This window comes from Spirosoma gilvum, from assembly GCF_054776815.1.
In genome coordinates, this window is sequence record NZ_BAAHBH010000018.1 from 90,792 (window position 1) to 111,635 (window position 20,844).

At 48.2% G+C, this 20,844-nt stretch carries 14 protein-coding genes; 10 read left to right on the plus strand and 4 right to left on the minus strand.

The annotated features are described in order from the left end of the window. The first annotated feature begins 749 nt into the window (after positions 1–749). Together ACYVFD_RS32880 and ACYVFD_RS32885 are read left to right on the plus strand one after the other, a co-directional pair. Positions 750–2,300 (plus strand): DUF1800 domain-containing protein, encoded by a 1,551-nt coding sequence (locus tag ACYVFD_RS32880; RefSeq protein WP_461094778.1) that lies wholly within the window; start codon positions 750–752, stop codon positions 2,298–2,300. Positions 2,301–2,389: 89 nt separating this feature from the next. Then, on the plus strand, positions 2,390–3,958 hold the full coding sequence (locus ACYVFD_RS32885) for a DUF1501 domain-containing protein (RefSeq protein WP_461094779.1): 1,569 nt from the start codon (positions 2,390–2,392) through the stop codon (positions 3,956–3,958). Between the two features lies 1 nt (position 3,959). Here ACYVFD_RS32885 and ACYVFD_RS32890 read toward each other — a convergent pair whose 3' ends face one another. Continuing rightward, positions 3,960–4,115 carry a hypothetical protein gene (locus ACYVFD_RS32890; protein ID WP_461094780.1) on the minus strand — a complete coding sequence of 52 codons (156 nt, stop codon included), beginning with the start codon at positions 4,113–4,115 and terminating at the stop codon, positions 3,960–3,962. 91 nt (positions 4,116–4,206) lie between these two features. On the opposite strand from ACYVFD_RS32890, the gene ACYVFD_RS32895 reads away from it, so the two are divergent. Then, positions 4,207–5,724 (plus strand): serine hydrolase, encoded by a 1,518-nt coding sequence (locus ACYVFD_RS32895; protein ID WP_461094781.1) that lies wholly within the window; start codon positions 4,207–4,209, stop codon positions 5,722–5,724. Between the two features lie 22 nt (positions 5,725–5,746). Here ACYVFD_RS32895 and ACYVFD_RS32900 read toward each other — a convergent pair whose 3' ends face one another. Further along, on the minus strand, positions 5,747–6,661 hold the full coding sequence (locus ACYVFD_RS32900; protein WP_461094782.1) for an LEA/WHy family protein: 915 nt from the start codon (positions 6,659–6,661) through the stop codon (positions 5,747–5,749). Between the two features lie 246 nt (positions 6,662–6,907). Between ACYVFD_RS32900 and ACYVFD_RS32905 the strand changes: the two genes are divergently transcribed. The 7 genes from ACYVFD_RS32905 (at position 6,908) to ACYVFD_RS32935 (ending at position 18,631) form a co-directional block, all read left to right on the plus strand. Continuing rightward, the gene (locus tag ACYVFD_RS32905) at positions 6,908–7,381 is read left to right on the plus strand and encodes a VOC family protein (RefSeq protein WP_461094783.1); all 474 of its coding nucleotides are present in this window, start codon (positions 6,908–6,910) and stop codon (positions 7,379–7,381) included. Positions 7,382–7,552: 171 nt separating this feature from the next. Beyond that, on the plus strand, positions 7,553–8,320 hold the full coding sequence (locus ACYVFD_RS32910; RefSeq protein ID WP_461094784.1) for an META domain-containing protein: 768 nt from the start codon (positions 7,553–7,555) through the stop codon (positions 8,318–8,320). Between the two features lie 161 nt (positions 8,321–8,481). After that, complete coding sequence (locus ACYVFD_RS32915) at positions 8,482–11,916, plus strand: ThuA domain-containing protein (RefSeq protein ID WP_461094785.1); 3,435 nt, start codon at positions 8,482–8,484, stop codon at positions 11,914–11,916. A gap of 194 nt (positions 11,917–12,110) precedes the next feature. After that, complete coding sequence (locus ACYVFD_RS32920) at positions 12,111–14,993, plus strand: glycoside hydrolase family 9 protein (RefSeq protein ID WP_461094786.1); 2,883 nt, start codon at positions 12,111–12,113, stop codon at positions 14,991–14,993. 28 nt (positions 14,994–15,021) lie between these two features. Next, positions 15,022–16,230 (plus strand): ATP-binding protein, encoded by a 1,209-nt coding sequence (locus ACYVFD_RS32925; RefSeq protein WP_461094787.1) that lies wholly within the window; start codon positions 15,022–15,024, stop codon positions 16,228–16,230. A gap of 109 nt (positions 16,231–16,339) precedes the next feature. Continuing rightward, positions 16,340–17,971, plus strand: coding sequence for a CotH kinase family protein (locus ACYVFD_RS32930; RefSeq protein ID WP_461094788.1), 1,632 nt, complete (start codon positions 16,340–16,342; stop codon positions 17,969–17,971). A gap of 90 nt (positions 17,972–18,061) precedes the next feature. Beyond that, on the plus strand, positions 18,062–18,631 hold the full coding sequence (locus ACYVFD_RS32935) for a type 1 glutamine amidotransferase domain-containing protein (protein ID WP_461094820.1): 570 nt from the start codon (positions 18,062–18,064) through the stop codon (positions 18,629–18,631). Between the two features lie 145 nt (positions 18,632–18,776). Here the strand turns inward: ACYVFD_RS32935 and ACYVFD_RS32940 are convergent, their stop codons facing one another. Then, positions 18,777–19,391, minus strand: coding sequence for a Uma2 family endonuclease (locus tag ACYVFD_RS32940; RefSeq protein ID WP_461094790.1), 615 nt, complete (start codon positions 19,389–19,391; stop codon positions 18,777–18,779). Between the two features lie 214 nt (positions 19,392–19,605). Beyond that, positions 19,606–20,814, minus strand: coding sequence for an MFS transporter (locus ACYVFD_RS32945; RefSeq protein WP_461094791.1), 1,209 nt, complete (start codon positions 20,812–20,814; stop codon positions 19,606–19,608). Between the last annotated feature and the right edge of the window lie 30 nt (positions 20,815–20,844).

Here is a 20,844-nt window from a genome sequence, read left to right on the forward strand (position 1 = left end):
GAGGTAATTGGGTTAGAGCCAGACGACTGCTAACCAGAATGAATCAAACGGCGATCTATTGTACGCTATGCCAACTGGATACTATTGGCACCGAGCAGGTCGCAGCACATAAATAGAATTTTAAAAAGCAATCTTGACTTATGGGGTAGAGCTGCCAAAACAGGTGCTATAAACGCTGTTTTAGGTGGCATAACGAGCTAATCAATATTGGATTATTTTAAGAAATAAAAAGGGACCTGTAGAGTGCTTCTGAGTGCGTTCTCAGTTAAAAAGGGCCTGGAATAGTTGGATAGGTATAAGTAAAATCACTTACTACGCAACTTCGCATAGTATATGCTTGAAGCGATAATAAGACACTTTATAGACTAGTTATATGATAGAGTTTAATATAACTAATATGAATTAATAGAAACAAAAACTATACCTAAACCATATTATCGATCATGTAATACAATCATATATCTCTAATTTATACAAACACGATCCTTTATATACACCAATAGTTTATTTAAGAGAACTTACTGATTAGTATTGTAGAAGGTGTTTTTATGCCACAAAAATTATACCGAATCCATGCTATATTTACTCAATTTTTACACTTACTTAATCAGATGTACATGGTAACATTTAATATATACAGACTAATGTTATATTAAAAATAGATTAATGCTGGGCAAGTTATTAAACCTTCAAGGATGGTCGATTGTCAAATGTATGACCTAGGCTAACCCTTTATTTACTTTTATGTCGTGGCTCTACTTGATGCGTATACGAAACCCTTAACATCTGCTCAGGTAGCTTACCTGCTCCGACGGACTACATTCGGCCCTACGCCTGATCAGCTTAAGACGCTTACGGGCCAAACAGCCGCACAAATCGTCGCCAAACTCCTGGCCGATCAGCCTACCCCCGCTCCCCCACTCGACCTCGCCACCAGTAAGACGTTTACCGACCAGCCCTTCGATCAGACGAATGCCGGTAAACTGGAAGGCTACGTGAAACTTTGGTGGGCGAATCTGATGCTCAATCAGCCGGTATCGCTGCTCGAAAAAATGACGCTGTTCTGGTCGAATCACTTCGTCACCAACGACTCGACGGTGAACGATTATCGGTATATGTATCGGTATAATACGCTGCTGAGGCAATATGCTCTGGGGAATTTTAAGGCGTTTGCCGTTGCAATTACGCAGGACCCGGCTATGCTGCGGTTTCTGAACGGCAATCAGAACGTAGCAGGTACACCAAACGAAAATTATGCCCGTGAACTTCAGGAGCTATTCACCATTGGCCGAAACGGAGGCTATACAGAAGATGATGTCCGGACGGCCGCCAAAGCCCTGACGGGTTGGGCTGATACTGGTTACCGCGATGCATCGACCGCAACGATTGGGAGTACGTTTCGAGCAAATCGACACGATACGACCGACAAAACCTTTTCGGCAACGTATCAGAACACGGTCATTAAAGGGCGCTCGGGAACAAATGCAGGTATCGACGAGCTGAATGACCTGCTCGATATGATTCTGAAGAATGTCGAAACGCCCCGGTATATCTGCCGTCGGATCTACCGCTGGTTTGTCAATTTCGATATTACACCTGATGTCGAGACGAATGTAATTGTTCCGCTTGCCGATTTGTTTCGAAAGGCTAATTTCGAATTAAAACCCGTCATGTCGACCTTGTTGCAGAGTCAGCATTTTTATGATTCGGCGTTGCAGGGAGCGATGATCAAATCACCGGTCGATCTGGTGATTGGGACATTTCGGTTCTGGGGGTTACAGGCCCCCGACCCGACGCAAAACATAACGGGGTATTACCAGATTGCCAATTATAGCTACGCTCGGGTGAAGGAGCAGCAACAGGATTTGTTGAATCCTCCTACCGTCTTTGGCTGGACGGCCTACTACCAGACCGATTATTACCAGCAATGGATCAACTCGACAACCCTCGGCCTGCGCGGTTTTTTCGGAGATGCGCTTACGACCAACGCCCTAAAACTAAACGGTAAAGGCGTCATTGACGTACTGGCCTACGCCAAAACGCTCTCGGACCCAACTGACCCAGCTAAGCTGGTGAACGACATGACCGCGCAACTAATAGCGGTGCCACTAGACCAGGCTCAGAAAGACTTTCTGACCGATACGGTTTTGCTAAATAACTTACCTCGTTACGAGTGGACGGCAGAATGGAACGACTATAGCAAAGCCCCGAACGATGCGGCCAAAAAACAGGCTGTCCAACTGAAATTGACCACGTTTCTGCAATATATCTTCCGAATGGCCGAGTACCAGATTCAATGATAGAATGCCTCAATGATAGAATGATTGAATAACTAGCAAGTGAACCTGTTCAATCATTCTATCATTGAAGCATTCAAAATTAATTCCCTATGAAGCGTCGTAATTTTCTTCAGTTTGCAGCTTCGTCGCTGCTGCCGGTCATGATCGATGGCTTCGGGGCCCGAGCGTTTGCCCGATCATCATCGTTTATCAATTCATTAGTGAATCTGGCAGCCCAGACCGACCGGGTGCTGGTGATCATTCAGTTGCAGGGCGGGAATGATGGACTGAATATGGTGCTACCGCTCGATCAGATGAGTGTGTACACCTCAGCCAATTTCCGGAAGAATATCGCTATACCTGAAGATAAAGCTCTTCGACTGAAAAATTATCCCGGAACGGGCCTTCATCCGGCCATGACCGGTATGCATCAGTTGTTCAACGACGGCAAACTGAGTATTGTGCAGGGTGTATCGTACCCAACACCTGACTTCTCCCACTTTAGGGCCAGCGACATCTGGATGACGGCCGTCGATTCGACCCAAACCGCCGATTCAGGTTGGGCAGGTCGGTATCTGGATAAACGCTTCCCCAATTTTCCGGCCAATTACCCAAATACACAAATGCCTGACCCGCCAGCCATTCAGATTGGCTATGTGACGGCGACAACCTTGCTTGGCCCGTCCGATTCGATGGCGATTGTCTTGCAGGACCCCGACACCTTTGCCCGGCTGGTAGGCGACAAACCGAATGCACCGGGTACCAATTTGACAGGTTATGCAGGTCAGCAAATCGAGTTTATTCGACAACAGCAGGCAAGTTCGGTGAGTTATGCCGGGCAGATCAAAACGGCGGCTGGAAAAGGAAAAAACCTGGCTACGTACCCGACCGGCAATGCACTGGCCGAGCAGTTAAAAATAATTGCCCGGCTGATTCACGGGGGGCTCCAGACGAAAGTGTATTATGTCACATTGGGTGGTTTCGACAACCATGCCGCTCAGGTAGTGGCCACCGATACGACAACGGGCACACACGCCAATCTGTTAAAAACACTATCCGACGCCATGCTGGCGTTCCAGACCGATCTGGCGCAATTGAAACTGGAAGATCGGGTGGTGGGTATGACATTCTCGGAATTTGGTCGACGGGCTATTTCGAACAGCAGTTACGGTACCGACCACGGCACATCGGCTCCTATGTTTGTATTTGGCACGGCCATTAAGTCGCCGATGGTGGGCAAGAATCCAAACCTTAGCGATCTGGACAATAACAACCTCAAAATGCAAACCGATTTCCGGCAGGTGTATGCGGCCATTCTGACCGACTGGTTTGGCACCGATGCCACAACCGAAACGGCTTCGTTGTTCAGGGATTTTCCGGTGGCTACAGTATTTCGTGCGCCCGCCGTTGTGACAGGGACCGAGCCACTTAGCGATGGAACGAAATTATACCCAAACCCCGCTTCGACACAAGTAGTATTGGAGTCTGACTGGCTAGCTCAGGGTGTCAAATCACTGCAAATGGTGAATATGCAGGGCCGCTTTATATCCGTCGATGCGGAACGGCCAACAGCCAAATCGCTTCAGGTAAATGTGAGCAACCTACCAATAGGTGACTATATTCTACGCGTTGAAACCACCCAGGGAACAATGACGAAGCGCGTGATGATAGTACGGTAGTTTACTCCTGACGTCGGATATAATCCCGCACTTCATCCATAAAGCGGTCGGCTTTAAACAGCACAATCAATAATTTGATGAGGGTTGCGGTCGTAAGGCCCCAAAACAGGAAGGCAAGGAAATTCCACAGATATAAAGTAAAATCGGGTTTAAGCATATTTGTATAGGTAAGTTTGGATACAGACGATTAATGGAAGAAACAGTAACGTATCTTGCATTGCTATAACGCTCATTCAGTCCCTCCTGCCATGCTTCGTCGACCCATTCCATTCCTGCTCGTTCTTTGTCTGCTATCGAAGACATTTGCTCAGACTCCTCCTTCGTTTATTTCCGATAGCCTGGATGCATACATCAAACGGGGAATGGCCGACTGGCAGATTCCGGGCCTGGCTATTGCCATTGTGAAAGATGGGAAAGTCGTGGTTTCGAAAGGGTATGGCGTGCGGGAGGTCGGCAAGTCGGAACCAGTCGATGAGAACACGCTCTTTTTCATCGCATCCAATACCAAACTGTTTACGGGAACGGCTATAGCGAAGCTGGAGGATGAAAAGAAGCTGTCGCTGAACGATAACGTGACGAAGTACCTGCCCGATTATAAACTATACGACCCCGCTGTCAATCAACTCGTTACGATTCGGGACATACTTAGCCATCGACTGGGTACCAAGACATTTCAGGGCGACTTTACGTTCTGGAATAGCAATCTCAGTCGTGCCGAAGTAGTCCGCCGAATGCGTCTGCTTAAACCCGAAGGGCAGTTCCGGCAGGACTACGGCTATTGCAACTCCGGTTTTGTAACGGCAGGCGAGGTTTTGGCGAAAGTTACGGGCCAGCCATGGGAGCAGTATGTCGAAAGTAACATCATGAAGCCGCTGGGTATGACCAATACCTATACACTTACCACCGGTGCCGAAAACCGGCCAAACATAGCCCGACCCTACACGACAAGCTTTGGCCCATTACGACGCTTACCGTACGACTATATCGACAACCTGGCTCCGGCGGGTAGTCTGGTTTCCTGCGTAAAAGATATCAGCAAGTGGCTTATGATGCAGTTGGATAGTGGTCGATTTGAAGGAAAACGCATCTTACCCTGGTCGGTAATTCAGAAAACCCGCGACGGCAACACCATCCTGACGACGCGCAAATCGGGCGTTTTTCCAACGCATGTGCGTACGTATGGTCTGGGTGTGCTCATGACCGACTATGCGAGTCGGCAGGTGTACTGGCATACCGGGGGCGCGTTTGGCTTTGTTACCAATACCTGTTTTGTTCCCGAAGAAAAACTGGCGATTACGATTTTAACCAATCAGGATAATCAGAACTTTTTCGAAGCCCTTCGCTACCAGATTCTGGATGCCTATCTGGGCGTACCCTATACAAACCGAAGTAATTTTTCCCTGCCCGGTGCCCGATCTGAAGCGAAAAAGCAGGCTGATGAATTGCAGGTAATGGCCAATCGGGTTGCGAAAAAGACCAAACCGGCGTTACCATTGTCGGCTTATACCGGGGTCTACCGCAACCCGATCTATGGCACCGTATCGATCAAAACCGAGGGCGATGGACTGAAAGTTTCCTTTGAACATCACCCCAACTTAACGGCCCGGCTCGATTACATGGACGATAATACCTTCCGGCTGATGTACTCGAATCAGGCATATGGAATTTTCCCGGCGAAATTTACGGTCAAGGGCAATACTGTTTCGGGTGTTGATATCAAAGCCAGCGATTTCGTAGAATTTGACTCGTATTTGTTTACGAAGTAGTGGATCGTAAAGCTTTTGTTGTTCACTTTTTCAGCTTCTTAAAATCGTCCAGCGTACCCCGGATGGTTGATGCAAATTTGCTGTGCTGAAGCATAGGGTCGTTTTTGCGATCGATTAGTTTGCAGCGGAAAGTAACTTCATAGGGCGTGTTTTTTTTGTCGAACAGCATTCTGGGCAGTACACTTAGGGTTTTGCCGGGTCGTGCTGTGACCGGGAAAATAACGGGAGTGGTGGCCTGCGGTTTGATCAGGATCGGTTCCGGCTGATCGCCTTCCGCGATTTGTTTGCCGTTGATCGTAACTGTGTAGTGGGCATCGGTAATGTTGAGCGGGAATCTGTTCTTATTGGTTATAGCTACTTTAGCGGCAACATCCGTCCGTTTTAGCCCCAGTGGCCCAAAGTCAATGTCCTCAATCTTAATCTTTGGTATGAAAAAAGTAGGGAACCGCCGTTCTATGGTTGTGGTAAATGTCTTTTCACCCAGGATCGGAATATCGAGTGCGAAGGATGAATTTACTTTATAGAGCGTACTGTCAATCCCCTTGCGTTCAAGCGTTTTCAAAACGTTCATTTCTGTTTTGAGCATTAGCTTCGCGGGTAGTTTGATCAGTGTACTATCGCCCGCATTAATCTGGATGGGCTTTTTGTAAGAGTCTTTTACCACGGGAGTATTGGCAATAAAAACCGTGTAGTCTAGCTGACTTGCTTTGAAGCCAACCGGCAGCGGGTTATCGATGAGCATATACATGTTCAGGTCGACGGCCTCATCGCTTATGTTGGTGATATCGAAACGAGTCAATTCTAACCGAGGTTTCAGTGTGTTGTCGTAAGGCCCTTTTTCGGAGGCTGCTTCATGCCTTAATCGGGTGTACCATATATAGCCTCCGGCCACTACGAGCAGTAAAATGACCAACGCAATTATCCATCCTTTTTTCATAACGTGTCGCCTTATCGAAAGTACGTCTATCAACCGTTATGCATCTGTAGTGTTTGTAGATTGTTACCTAAGTTAGTGAAAGAGCGAAAGAGCGAAACCTGCCGGAGAAACGCTCTTTCATTCGTTCGCGCTTTCGCTTAGCTACTTGTCGTAATTGCCCTATTATCTGTCGCTTTGCCCCTCCTGCCATGGAGACCATAGGCCGTATCTTTGTCTAGTAGTTCACCAGATAAACCAGTAAACAACATGCAGAAAATCACCACATTCCTGACGTTTAATGATCAGGCTGAGGAGGCAGCCCGGCTGTACACCTCGCTCTTCAACAATTCAACGATTACCAGCATCTCGCATTACGGTGAAGGTGCTCCTGCTCCGGCCGGTAGCGTGATGTCGGTTACATTCCAACTGGATGGACAGGAGTTTTCCGCTTTAAATGGCGGCTCGTATTTCAAGTTTGCCGAAGGCATTTCACTCTTTGTAAACTGCGAAACACAGGAGGAAGTCGATCTGTATTGGGAAAAGCTCTCCGAGGGTGGAGAGAAAGGCCCCTGTGGCTGGCTGAAAGACAAGTTTGGGGTATCGTGGCAAATTGTTCCGTCAAAATTAGGCCAGCTATTAGGTGACAAAGACCCGGAAAAATCGAAGCGGGTGATGCAGGCCATGCTAAAAATGAACAAGCTCGACATTGCTATGCTGGAACAGGCTTATCAAGGGGAATGAACTTGATCAAGTAAGCGTAAGTAAAGTAAACCGCAAAGCCACCATAGACGCGAGTTTATATACCTCGCGTCTATGGTGGCTTTGCGGTTTACGTACATTCAGATCATAAGGGACAACTAAACTTTTTGACTCCTACGCGGTCTTATTGAAAAGTTAATTACACCCAAAGCCATGCGTACGCTACTGTTTGGCATTCTCTTATTGGCTACTGCCTGTCGTCGTCCGTCTACGCAGTTTGCCGCCATGCTCACGCCCATCCGGCCACCTGCCGATTACAGCCGTTACCTTAAAAGTGGTGATGAATTGGTCGCGTTGGGCACTGATCCGGCCTGGTCGTTGACCATCAATCCGTCGAAAGGAACGCTCTTTTTAAAATCGGAGAAAGATAGTCTGACAACTTCTGTTCCCGAACGCCAGGCGGATTCAGATGGCGTGCTTCGGTACAATGCTCCCTTAGGGGCTGGTAGCCTTACTATCATTTTTCGGCCCGACAGTTGCGTGGATGCCAAAACTGGTCAGTTGTATGACTACCGGGTTCAGGTTGATAATCATGGGAAACATTACATAGGATGTGGGGTATCACTCCAAAAGCTGGCTTTACTACAGGATATTTGGGTTCTTACAGAGTTTCAGGGACAATCGATCAAGGCCGATGCATCGCGACGGGAAGTTCCACGGCTGGAAATCTCGCTGACCGAAGGTCGAGTAACGGGTACAACCGGTTGCAATCGACTGAGCGGGACTATCAAGGCAGATACTCGCCAGATTATCTTTGGACCACTAGTAACTACTAAAATGGCCTGTATGGGAGCTGCCGGAGATCTGGAAGGCCCATTTCTGACTGCACTGAATGCCCCCTTCAGCTACCAGATTGGATCGGGAAAACTGACCTTGTTGCAAAATGGCAAGCCCACAATGGTTTTTAAGAAAGTAGATTAGTGTCAAACTGACCTTTATTATCAGCGAATGCCTGCTCCATTAGCATTCGCTTTTTTATTATTTTTGTTTTTACTGGTTAAAAGACAATCTAATCCTCTAAAAGTTACCCTTTGGGCAACGAATCGTAGTTTCCAATCAGCCTGCTTAAAACATTAAAACCTATGAAAAACTTACGGTTTCCCTCCCGCGCACTTATACTGGCGGGCGTGCTGACAACCGCCATTGCCCAGTTGCCTACGGCTACCTGGGCACAAACGACTGCTCGACGGGCGGTGGCTGCTAAACCGGCTACAGCATCGGCTGAGGCTCCCATTGCCCTAAACCGGGTACTGGTGTTTTCGAAGACGAAAGGGTTCCGTCACTCGTCGATTCCTGCGGGCAAAACGGCGATTATGAAACTTGGTCAGGAAAATGGCTTTGCGGTTGATACTACCGAAGATGCCTCCAAGTTTACCGAAGCCAACCTGAAAAAATACGGTGCCGTGATCTGGCTCAGCACAACGGGTAACGTACTCGACGATGCCCAACAGGCTGCTTTTGAACGCTATATTCAGGCGGGTGGTGGTTTTGTGGGCATCCACGCTGCCGCCGACACCGAGTACGACTGGCCCTGGTACAATCAACTGGTGGGCGCTTACTTCCTGAGCCACCCCAAGCAGCAAAATGCTGAAATCGAGATTGTTGACAAAAGTCACCCGGCTACCAAAATGCTGCCCGACCGCTGGAAACGCTGGGACGAATGGTACAACTACAAAAGCATTCAGGGCGATCTGAAAGTATTGGGAAAGCTGGACGAAAAAACCTACGAGGGCGGTAAAAACGGCGATAATCACCCGTTCATCTGGCATCACGATTTCCAGGGCGGTAAAGCGTTCTATACGGGTGGCGGCCACACCGACGAATCGTACGTCGACCCAATGTTTCTTCAGCACATTCTGGGCGGTATCAAGTCGGTGATGGCGTCGAGCCTGAAATTCGGCCAGGCCAAAACGATGCCTTTCCCGGAAGAAAACCGATTTGAACAGCAAGTGCTGGTTCAGGGAATGGACGAGCCAACAGAACTAGCCGTACTCGACAACGGGAAGGTATTGTATACCCAGCGTAAAGGCGAACTGACGGTCTACGATCCGCAAAAAAAAAAGACTAAAGTAGTTGCCAACTTCCCGGTTTTCAACAAGTTTGAGTACGGCCTGATGGGGCTGAACATCGACCCGAACTTCAAGCAGAACAAGTGGATTTACGTGTACTACTCCCCCTTGACTGGCGCGACAGTAGCTGATACCGCTCAGCATCTGTCGCGTTTTGTGTATGACGATGTCCGGGATACCGTTCTGCTGAATACCGAAAAAGTGCTGCTTACCATTCCGGTAAAGCGCGACGGCTGCTGTCATACGGGCGGTTCGATTGCCTGGGATCGCAAAGGGAATCTATACCTGTCGACGGGCGATGATACCAACCCATTTAACTCAGAGGGCTATGCACCGATTGACGAACGGCCCGGTCGGAAAGGATGGGACGCCCGGTTGACCTCCAGCAACACGAATGATTTACGTGGCAAAATTATCCGTATTCACCCCGAAGCCGACGGAACCTATACCATTCCCGAAGGCAACCTGTTTCCGAAAGGCAATCCAAAAGCCCGACCCGAAATTTACGTGATGGGGAATCGGAACCCGTACCGGATTTCGGTCGATCAGCGGACGGGCTACCTGTACTGGGGCGAAGTTGGTCCTGACGCCGGTAACAACAGTGAAAAATACGGTCCTCGTGGTCACGACGAAATGAACCAGGCGCGTCAGGCCGGATATTTTGGCTGGCCGCTGTTTGTGGCCGATAACCGCCCGTACCACTCCCGCAGTTTCGCCGATAGTACAACCGGTCCCCTGTTTGATCCGCAACACCCCATCAACGACTCGCCGAATAATACAGGCTTACGAGAGTTGCCACCTGCCCAGAAAGCCTATATCTATTACCCTTATGCCGATTCGCCGGAGTTTGGTGAAATAGTCGGTAAAGGTGGCCGGAACGCGATGGGTGGACCAGTCTACTACTACGACGATTATCCAGAAACAGCCGTGAAATTCCCGCGCCACTACGACGGTAAATTCTTTGCCTACGACTGGATTCGTGATTGGATTCATCCCGTGACCATGAAGCCAAACGGCGATTTCGTGAAGATGGAAACCTTTATGCCGAGCACGAAATTTTCGCACATCATCGATATGCAATTCGCCAACGATGGTTCGCTCTATACGATTGAATATGGTCAGAAATGGTTTGGCGCGAATGCCGATGCGCGGTTGGCGCGGATTACGTACAACGCGGGCAATCGGAAGCCAATCGCTGTAGCCAGTGCCAATAAGCAAGTAGGCGCAGCTCCGCTGACGGTGAAGTTCGATGCGGCTAAGTCGATGGATTACGATGGCGATGCACTCAAGTATGAATGGTCATTTGGCAAAAATATGCCGAAACAGACTGCCGCTTCGCCAACCGTAACGTTTAGCAAGCCGGGCGTTTATCCTGCTACGCTGAAAGTGACCGATGCCGCCGGTAATGTGTCGACCCAGACGATGGACATTAAAGTAGGAAACGACGAGCCTAAAGTTGAGGTAGCATTGGCTAGTAACAAAACCTTCTATTTCCCCAACAAGCCGGTGAAATACGCGGTGAAGGTCATGGACAAAGAAGATGGCTCTTTACAGAAAGGCATCAGTCCCGACGATGTGACCATGACGATTGACTATCTCGAAGGGTTCGACAAAACGATGCTGGCACAGGGCCACCAGGCTAATACGGGTTCCTCAACAGGCAAACGATTGATTGAGTTGAGCGATTGCAAAGCCTGCCATACTATCGATCAGAAGTCGATTGGACCCGCTTACATCGATGTAGCGAAAAAATACAAAGGCACGGGTTCTGAGAGCAAACTGATCCGTAAGGTAATCACTGGTGGCGGTGGCGTATGGGGCGAACAGGCCATGAGCGCTCACCCACAACTGAAAGAAAGCGAAGTAGCCGATATGATTGGGTACATCCTCTCGCTGGCTGATGAAAAAGCCGCCAACCGCAAACCAATTGCCGGTGACTACGTGCCCGTAGCGCAGAAAAAGGATGGCTCGTATATTCTGACCGCCACGTATACCGACCGGGGCAATGGCGTGATTGGTCCGTTGACCGGGTCGACCTCTGTGGCGCTTCGTTCGCCATCGGTGAAAGCCGTAACGGCCGATGCTAAACGGGACATTTTCCAGTTCGACATGCCGAAGGTTGGTCCAGCCGCTATTGGTACCAAATCGGGAAGCTACATTGCCTTTAACGACATCGACCTGACGGGTATTGAGGGAATTTCGCCAACGGTATTTGCGTCGACTACCCAGACTGTTGGTGGCAAGCTCGAAGCGCGGATCAATTCTCCAACGGGGCCACTGCTGGGCGAGGTAGACGTGAAACCCGGAACAGCCGGCCCTGTTAACCTTCCATTCCGTCAGCCGGTGCAGGGCATGCATAAACTCTATCTGGTGTTTGTAAATCCAGAAGCGGGTCAGAAGGCCCTGTTTGCCCTCGACAAAGTACAGTTCGATACACAGGGTATGTAAGAAGGCTGTTCATTTTCGGTTTAAACCAGAAGCCCCAATCAACGTTGATCGGGGCTTCTGCATTCAGGAGAGTTTGATCATCACTGACCGCTTACGCAAAAAACCACGGATATATGTTGATCTTTTCTTAATTATGGCTTAATCAGGTGGTTGTAGATCTGATTTAACTCAACGAAACAAGGACAGGAATGAATGTGGCGAAGCTCCTCCTTTCGTTCATAGCCGTACTGATGGCTTGCAAAGTCTGGGCACAAAGCCCTGTAAACGCTACCGGCAATCTGGTATCGGGTGGTCGAACACGAACCTTTACCTATTACTTACCCACAACATTTCCTAAAGATAATCTGCCGCTTATAATTGCCTTTCATGGCGATGGCGGAACGGGCGCCGGGTTTCAGACCTATGCAGGATTGGACGCGGTGGCCAATTCCCAGAATTTTATTGTCGTTTATCCCGATGCGGTGACGGTAGGAGGCAGCATTCAATTTAATAAATATGCCGACACGGCACCCGGCTTCGGATCAGCGGGCGATGCTGGTGGTCCCAGTCCGGCCGATCCAAATGCGCCAGATGATGTCCTGTTTACGTCTGATCTGATTGATTATTTTGCCCAGACGTACCGAATCAACAGGAATCGGGTTTACGTAACAGGGCATTCGGGTGGAGGGTATATGTGCTATTTCCTCAGTATGGCATTAGCTAATAAAATTGCTGCTTTTGCGCCCGTAGCAGCCAGCTTATGGGTGAATAACAGTTATTCGAATGCATACTTCTCGGCAGGTACCTACAAACCCGTTCCTGTTCTGCACATCCATAGCGCGGGCGACCCGACCGTAACGTCCCCCATTGTGCCTTATCCGAAAACACCGGCTTATGCCTGGCCGCTGTCGAATTATGCGGGCATGAACTGTAACAACTGGGGTTCATACACAACGACGGCTTTTAACCCCAATGTCGATTCACTGACGTTTTGTAGCTCGGGTAAAAAAGTAGTTTTGCTCATGACCAAAGACGCTACGCATGGCTGGAGCACTCAATTCAACGTAGCACAGACAATCTGGAACTTCACTAAAAGTTATCAGCTGGGTAGCTTTCCGGAAGTCGATAATCACATTAAAGTTGATCAGTTTGGGTATTTGCCACTGGCGAAAAAAATTGCCGTGATCAGTAACCCACAAACAGGCTATAATGCGAGTGAGCCGTTTACGCCATCGGGTACCTACCAGCTTCGGAATGCAGCCAATGATGCCGTTGTATTCACGGGATCGCCCACCTCATGGAGTGCAGGCGCTACGCATACGCAATCGGGCGATAAAGTCTGGTGGTTCGATTTCTCGACTGTACAAACGCCCGGAACCTACTATGTGTATGACGTGGGGCAAAACAAACGATCCTACTCATTCGACATCGGCAATGCTGTCTATCAAACTGTCTTGAAGCAAGCCACGCGGGTCTTTTTCTATCAACGCAGTGGCTTTGCTAAACAAACGCCCTACGCTCAAAGCCCGTGGACGGATGGGGTGGCTTTTCTGGGTGCACAACAGGATACCGATTGTCGGCTGGTAAGCAACACATCGGCGGCTACGTCGAAAGATTTGCGCGGTGGCTGGTTTGATGCCGGTGATTACAACAAATATGTTCCGTTTACGTACGGCCCACTGGTCGACATGCTGTTGGCTTATCAGGAGAATCCACCCGTCTGGACGGATGATTTTAACATCCCTGAATCGGATAATGGCGTACCAGACTTGCTCGATGAGGTGAAATGGGAACTCGATTGGCTCCTGCGTATGCAGCAGACGGATGGATCACTGCTGCATAAAGTATCGGTTACTGATTTTAGTGCGACCTCGCCACCCAGTGCTGATACGCACATCCGTCGGTATGGAGCCGCTAGTACGGATGCTACGGCTACCGGAGCGGCTGTTTTCGCCCTGGCAGCTATCCAGTTCAAATCGCTGAGCAATCCGACTATGCAGGCTTATGGTAGTACCCTTCAGACAGCGGCTATCAATGCCTTTAACTGGGCCAATAGCAATCCGTCGGTTCTGTTCAGCAATGCCGGTTTTCAGAGTGCCGCGGCTGCCTATACCGATAACGACCGACTGGCTCGGCGGGTAGCGGCTGCGGCTTTTCTGTACGTACTCACCGGCGATACTATTTACAAAACATTTTTCGATGCCAATTACAATCAGGTGCATTTGATGCAGTGGAGTTTTGCCTATCCGTTTGAGGCTACCTATCAGGATGCTTTGCTCTATTATACGCGTGCTGCCGGGGCAACAACCAGTGTCAAAAATGCTATTTTATCAACCTATACCGGGAGTTTGAAAACAGGCAATTCTGATAATTTACCTGCCTTTCTGAATCAGTCAGATGCGTATCGGGCCTTCCTGAAAAATGAAAATTATACCTGGGGAAGCAACGAAACCAAGTCGCATCAGGGGAATATGTTCTTTACGATGAACATCTATAACCAGGATGCCACCAACAAGGCCAACTACCGGGATGCGGGCATGGGATTTATTCATTATCTGCATGGCGTCAACCCGACGGCTTACAGTTATTTGACCAATATGGGGCCCTATGGAGGGGAGTTTTCGGCGCCCACCATGTACCATTCCTGGTTTGGCGATGGAACAGTTTTCGATTTAAATCCACCGCCGGGCTATCTGATGGGTGGCGCCAATCCAACCTACGCGCCCGATGCGGCCTATTCGGGACCGGTAATCAGTCCTCCACAGAACCAGCCCGTTCAGAAGTCATATAAAGCCTGGAACACAAGCTATCCCGAAAATTCCTGGCAGCTTAACGAACCAGCCATTTACTCGCAGGGCGCTTACATCCGGCTTCTGTCGCAGGCAAGCTGTTATACCGATGTAGTGGCGAGTATAAAATCGGGCAATTGGAACGACCCGACCACCTGGGCTTGTGGACGCATCCCAACCCTTACTGACCGAGCACAGATTCAGGCGGGTCATGTTGTGACAGTCGATGCTACGGTGCAGGCCAAAACACTTGACTTGAAGGGAAAAGTCAACTTTATAAATAGCGGTAAACTCAACCTAGGGAATTGATCTGATTCTAATCGACTACCGTAATAATATGGAAAAATTCGGAATCAGATTCCGAATTTTTCCATATTATTACGGTATGGTAAATCGCATAGCAGAGGCCAAACTTCAAAAGCTGGCCAATACATTTAAGGTCGTTGCACTTACAGGTCCTCGACAATCTGGTAAAACAACACTTGCCAAAAAGCTTTTTCAGAATAAGCCCTATATATCCTTAGAAAACCCCGATGCACGACAGTTTGCTTTACAGGACCCTCGGGGGTTTTTAAATTCTTATCCGCAAGGTGCTATTCTGGACGAAGTGCAGCGAACACCGGATTTGTTCTCGTATTTACAGGAAGTTATAGACGGCTCGGCGCAGAAGGGCATGTTCATTTTAACAGGGTCGAATAATTTTTTACTTCAACAGTCAATTTCTCAGACACTAGCCGGCCGAGTTGCCCACTTGTTCCTACTTCCATTTTCGGTCGAAGAACTTACCGAAGCTAAATGGCTGCCTGAATCAGATAATACACTCATGTTAACCGGATTTTACCCGCCTGTTTACGATCAATATATCCCTAGCTCCGACTGGAGCCTAAATTATATTAGAACGTACATCGAAAAAGATGTACGCCAAATCAAAAACATAACTGATCTCCTTGTATTTGAGCGGTTTATGGCTCTACTGGCAGGCCGTAATGGCCAAGAGCTTAATATGAGCGCATTAGCTATTGAAACAGGGGTAGATATGAAAACCATTCAAGCCTGGATTGGCGTTTTGGAGAGTAGTTTTATTATTTACCTATTACGACCGCATTACAAAAACTTCAACAAAACAATTGTGAAGCGACCTAAACTGTATTTCTACGATACAGCAGTTGTGTGTTCACTCTTACGAATTACCCGTGAGGAACATCTACTAACTCATCCTTTACGAGGAGCAATTTTTGAAGGAATGGTAATTTCTGAATTAGTCAAACAACGAACCAATGCAGGCCTACCTGTAAATCTATACTATTGGCGGGACAAAGCCGGACACGAAATCGATGTGATTATTGATGAAACCGAAAAGCTGATTCCTGTTGAGATTAAGTCAGGGCAGACTGTTTTGGCAGAGTTTTTCAGAAATTTAACGTATTGGACCTCATTAAGTAGTGAGCGTGAATCATTTATTTTGTATGCGGGTAATCAATTACAGAAACGAAGTAATGGCGTTACTGTTACAAACTGGCGGAATTACATTATCGGAGAGCTTTAGCAATCTTTTATTGGGCTAAGGCCGTCATTAAATAGCCATTAAGACCTGGCATTATCCAATATAATCGCCGTATTTTATAACTACGTAGTCCCTATTCCACCACATTTTCATGCAACGACGTGCGATCTACTGCATTATTATACTAAACTTACTTCATTTATTGGTAAATGGCCAATCCTTTACCTCATCGAATCTGCCCATCGTTATCATTACTACAGGTGGCAAAACCATCGTCGATGATCCAAAAATAGTCGCTGATTTAGCCATAATCGATAACGGCACGGGTAAGCGCAATACCCTTACCGATACGCCCACGTTTACCAGCAAAATTGGTATTGAACTACGGGGCTCAACGTCCCAGAATTTTCCAAAAAAACCGTACGGATTTGAATTGCGGGATGCGTCGGGGCAAAGCTCCGTCAATGCGCCGATCCTGGGTATGCCTTCCGAATCGGATTGGGTACTCAACGCCATGTATAACGATAAATCGCTGATTCGGGAGCCGCTCACTTACGATCTTAACCGGCAACTGAGCACCTATTACACTCCTCGCTATCGGTTTTGCGAAGTGGTGCTGGATGGGAATTACAATGGCGTGTATATGCTGATGGAAAAGATTAAACGGAATAAAAACCGGGTAAATATCAGCAGCATTAAAACGACCGATAACACAGGCGATGCCGTAACAGGCGGCTATATTTTCAAAATTGATAAATACACCGGCTCCGACTCTCGTGACTGGAATTCACCTTATAAAACCAATAACATCGCTATTCCGATTCAAATTGACAAACCCAAGATCGATGAAATAACTGAGCCACAATACCAGTATGCCAAACAGTTTGTTACCGATTTTGAGAATACACTAGCCGGGGCTAAATACCAGGATTCAGCAGTTGGCTATCGAAAATACATTCACGACGATTCGTTTGTCGATTATATGATTATGACCGAAGTGGCTCATAATCTGGATGGCTTCCGGCTGAGTGTTTTTTTTTATAAAGATCGGGACTCCAAAGACGGACGGATGGTGATGGGACCGATCTGGGACTATAATCTCGCATACGGGAACGCTAACTACTGCAATGGAAACTCGTATCAGGGCTGGTCGTATGCCTATGATAAAGTTTGCGAAAACGACCCCTATCAGGCTCCCTTCTGGTGGTACCGACTGGTCAGTGACCCTCGCTTTTCAACGGCAGTACGAACCAAATATCAGAACCTTCGGAAGGAACTTCTCAAAACCGAACGAGTGCAGGCTTATATCGACTCGGTTGCTAACGGGCTGGCCGAATCACAGGGCCGCAACTTCCAGCGCTGGCCTATACTGGGCGTGTACGTATGGCCCAACAGTTTTGTCGGGAAAACCTATCAGGAAGAAATCAACTTTCTGAAAACCTGGGTTAAAAACCGTTTGGAATGGATGGATAATGCTATCCTGACGCTGGGTATGCAACCATTAGCCGTGGAGCCAATACCTGAATTTAGCGTAACAATTCAGCCTAATCCATCGGCAGGCGATGTAACTGTCCGATATCGATTGCAACAACGGGCTAATGTTCTGTTGACCATAACGGATGCTAACGGCCGAATGATACGGCAGTTTATCCGACCAGACCAATCCATAGGTGAGCACCAGGAAACATTACCGACTCAATTGCTACCTTCAGCACCGGGTGAGTATATTTTACAATTAACCACTGATGGTCATATGGTTAGCCAAAAGATGCTGCGCTTTTAATAGCGTTGATCACATTCTGGTCAATAAATTCTGATAACTTTCGGTTGCTCCTATAGTTGTAGTAAGCAGAATCAAATGCTCAACAAAGCTATGGAAATGCAGCAACGATTGGATGGGAAGAAGGTAGCGATTCTGCTGACCGATGGATTTGAACAGGTGGAAATGACAGAACCCCGTAAAGCCTTACAGGATGCCGGTGCCATCACGCACCTGATTGCTCCCAAGGGCGGAGACGTAAAAGGCTGGGATGAAACAGAATGGGGTGATACCTTTCCGGTTGATTTGCCACTAGCCGCAGCCGACCCGGCTCAGTACGATGCGCTGATGTTGCCAGGTGGTGTTATGAATCCCGATCATTTGCGGATGGAGCCGAAGGCCGTTCAGTTTGTCCGTCACTTTTTTGAGAATCAAAAGCCGGTTGCGGCTATCTGCCATGCGCCGATCATGCTTATTGAAGCAGGTGTTGTAAACGGCCGGAAACTCACGTCGTATCCGTCGATTCAAACCGATCTGAAAAATGCTGGGGCCAACTGGGTCGATCAGGAAGTAGTGACCGACCAAGGCCTGGTAACCAGCAGAAAGCCTGATGATATACCGGCTTTCAATCGGAAAATGATTGAAGAGATTCGGGAAGGGAAACATACCCGACAGCATGCCTAATTTGGTAAAAAGGCTGGTTCGATTGGGCCAGCCTTTTTATTTTGGAGCCAGGAAAGTGATCGACAATGGCCGAATACTGGTACTGTCTCCTTTACTAATCTGGCCAAATAGTCTGGCAACGACAATACACAATAGCTACTAGCCTCTAAAACTCGATACCTTCTTCGGTTAATAGAGCCGCCAGATTCAGTACAACATCGTCCAGGACAGGCACACTAGCATCCCAGTTTTGCGTGAGCCATGGCGACGTTCGGGTCGCTACGAAAATCTTTTGGGGATAGGTTGTAATCCAGATCACTGTCTCGACGCCAAAATCCAGCAGTCGTTCGGTTTTCTCATACACATAGCCAGACTCCTTTCCTTCAAACTCTTCCGGTTCGATACGGACATCGATTTCAATCGCCACTTTGGGCGGTACATTAAAATATTTGTCGGTCAAGACCAACCCCTTTGCTTTATCGAAAATAGCTATATCGTTAGAGAGGTTACTACCTTTATCGAGATGAATACCGGATTCGTTTGTCGCTAGCAAATACCGCTTTCGATCAATGTGCATGAATAAGAATCCATGTATTAGTGAAACAAGCATAGCTTGTAATGAACTACTTCCCATAATTTCGGCGGGTTTTTTCTTACCGGACAATACTTCCCGGTAACCCCGACGATAAAGCGGGCGCCCATTGAGCGTTTCATAAATCAGGTAAGCTGGCACACCTGACTTTCTCCGCTTTTTAGGAATGGCAGTAACGGCTACGGTCATGACTTTTGTTGATTTGTCCGAATAACAATACTACACATTTTATCTGTTAGAACGATACAATCATAGAACTGTTCCTTACTACAGTGCGCCCCCGATGGGGTCGAAGGTTTATAGCGTTGGTAATTTTCTATAAACTTTCGACCCCATCGGGGGCGCACCTATAACCTGTACATCAATAAACGATATACAGGCTATGGTAGTTACTTTGGTTGTATCAGAACAGTTTTACAATCCGCGAAAGCCCCGCTGAAATAAGTAGTACGCCAGCGACCAATCCCAATCCGTAGTACAAGCCAAACGAATCTGCTACGAAGCCTATCACGGGTGGGCCAGCCAGAAAACCAATGAAACTGAACGTAGCAAACGTGGCCAAACCGGCGGCTGGTGGAATACCTGGCACGCGCATGGAAGCGCTGTAGAGAATCGGAGCACCTAACGAACAACCAACGCCCAATAGGGCAAAACCGGCTAATGCCGTTGTCGGATAAGGTAGCGCAATGGCAATCACCAAACCAAGTGCCCCCAATAGGCCACCGATCTGTAACCAGCGTTTGGCACCAATTCGAGGAATAATTCCATCGCCCAGAAACCGAAAGCTGGTCATCGTGAGCGAAAAGGCACCGAAACCTAAAGCCGCAATCTGGCTACTGGCCCCTAATGTTTCGTGCAGGTACACAGCACTCCAGTCTAGGGCTACACCCTCGCCCATTGCTACCGCCAGACCAATAAAGATCATCAATAACAAATCCAGATTAGGAATCACAAACGATGCGCCCGCCTTCTCACCCGATTCATTCCGACTACTCGATGGAATTGTATGCAGCACCGGCTGAAACAGAAACGTAGCGATCAAGATAAGCCCGGCCATAATGGCCATATGCACTGACGGCGATACATGTAGAGCTATTACCGTACCGGCAATGCCCGAACCCAACAACCCACCCAGGCTCCACATGCCATGACACGACGACATAATGGAAATTCCCTTCGAGCGCTCCACATTTGTAGCCGACGTATTCATAGCCACATTAAGCAGCGCACTAGTCAGCCCCAGAAAGAATAAGCCTAGCGCCAGGATTCCCATAGTTGGAGCATTGATGGGAATACAGACGGCCAGTGTTAAGCCCACTGCCGACCAGAAACAGGCTTTGGCTTCCCCTAATCGGGAAATAATGAGCCCAGTTAGGGGATTCATGATGATGAGCCCGATCGGCATGGCAAAGAGCGTCAGGCCGAGTTCGGCATCGGACAGGTGTAGTTTTTCTTTGACGTGTGGAATATGCGCTACCCAGCTTCCAAACAGCAGGCTATCCGAGGCAAAGACCAAACCCACAATCAGTGCCTGCCGGTTGAGGAAAAACGTCTGCAGGTTCTGAACGAAAAGATTACGTTGAAGTCGATTGACTGTAACAGTTGTATTCATAATGCAAAAATAGCCGGGGTGTACCGGCTA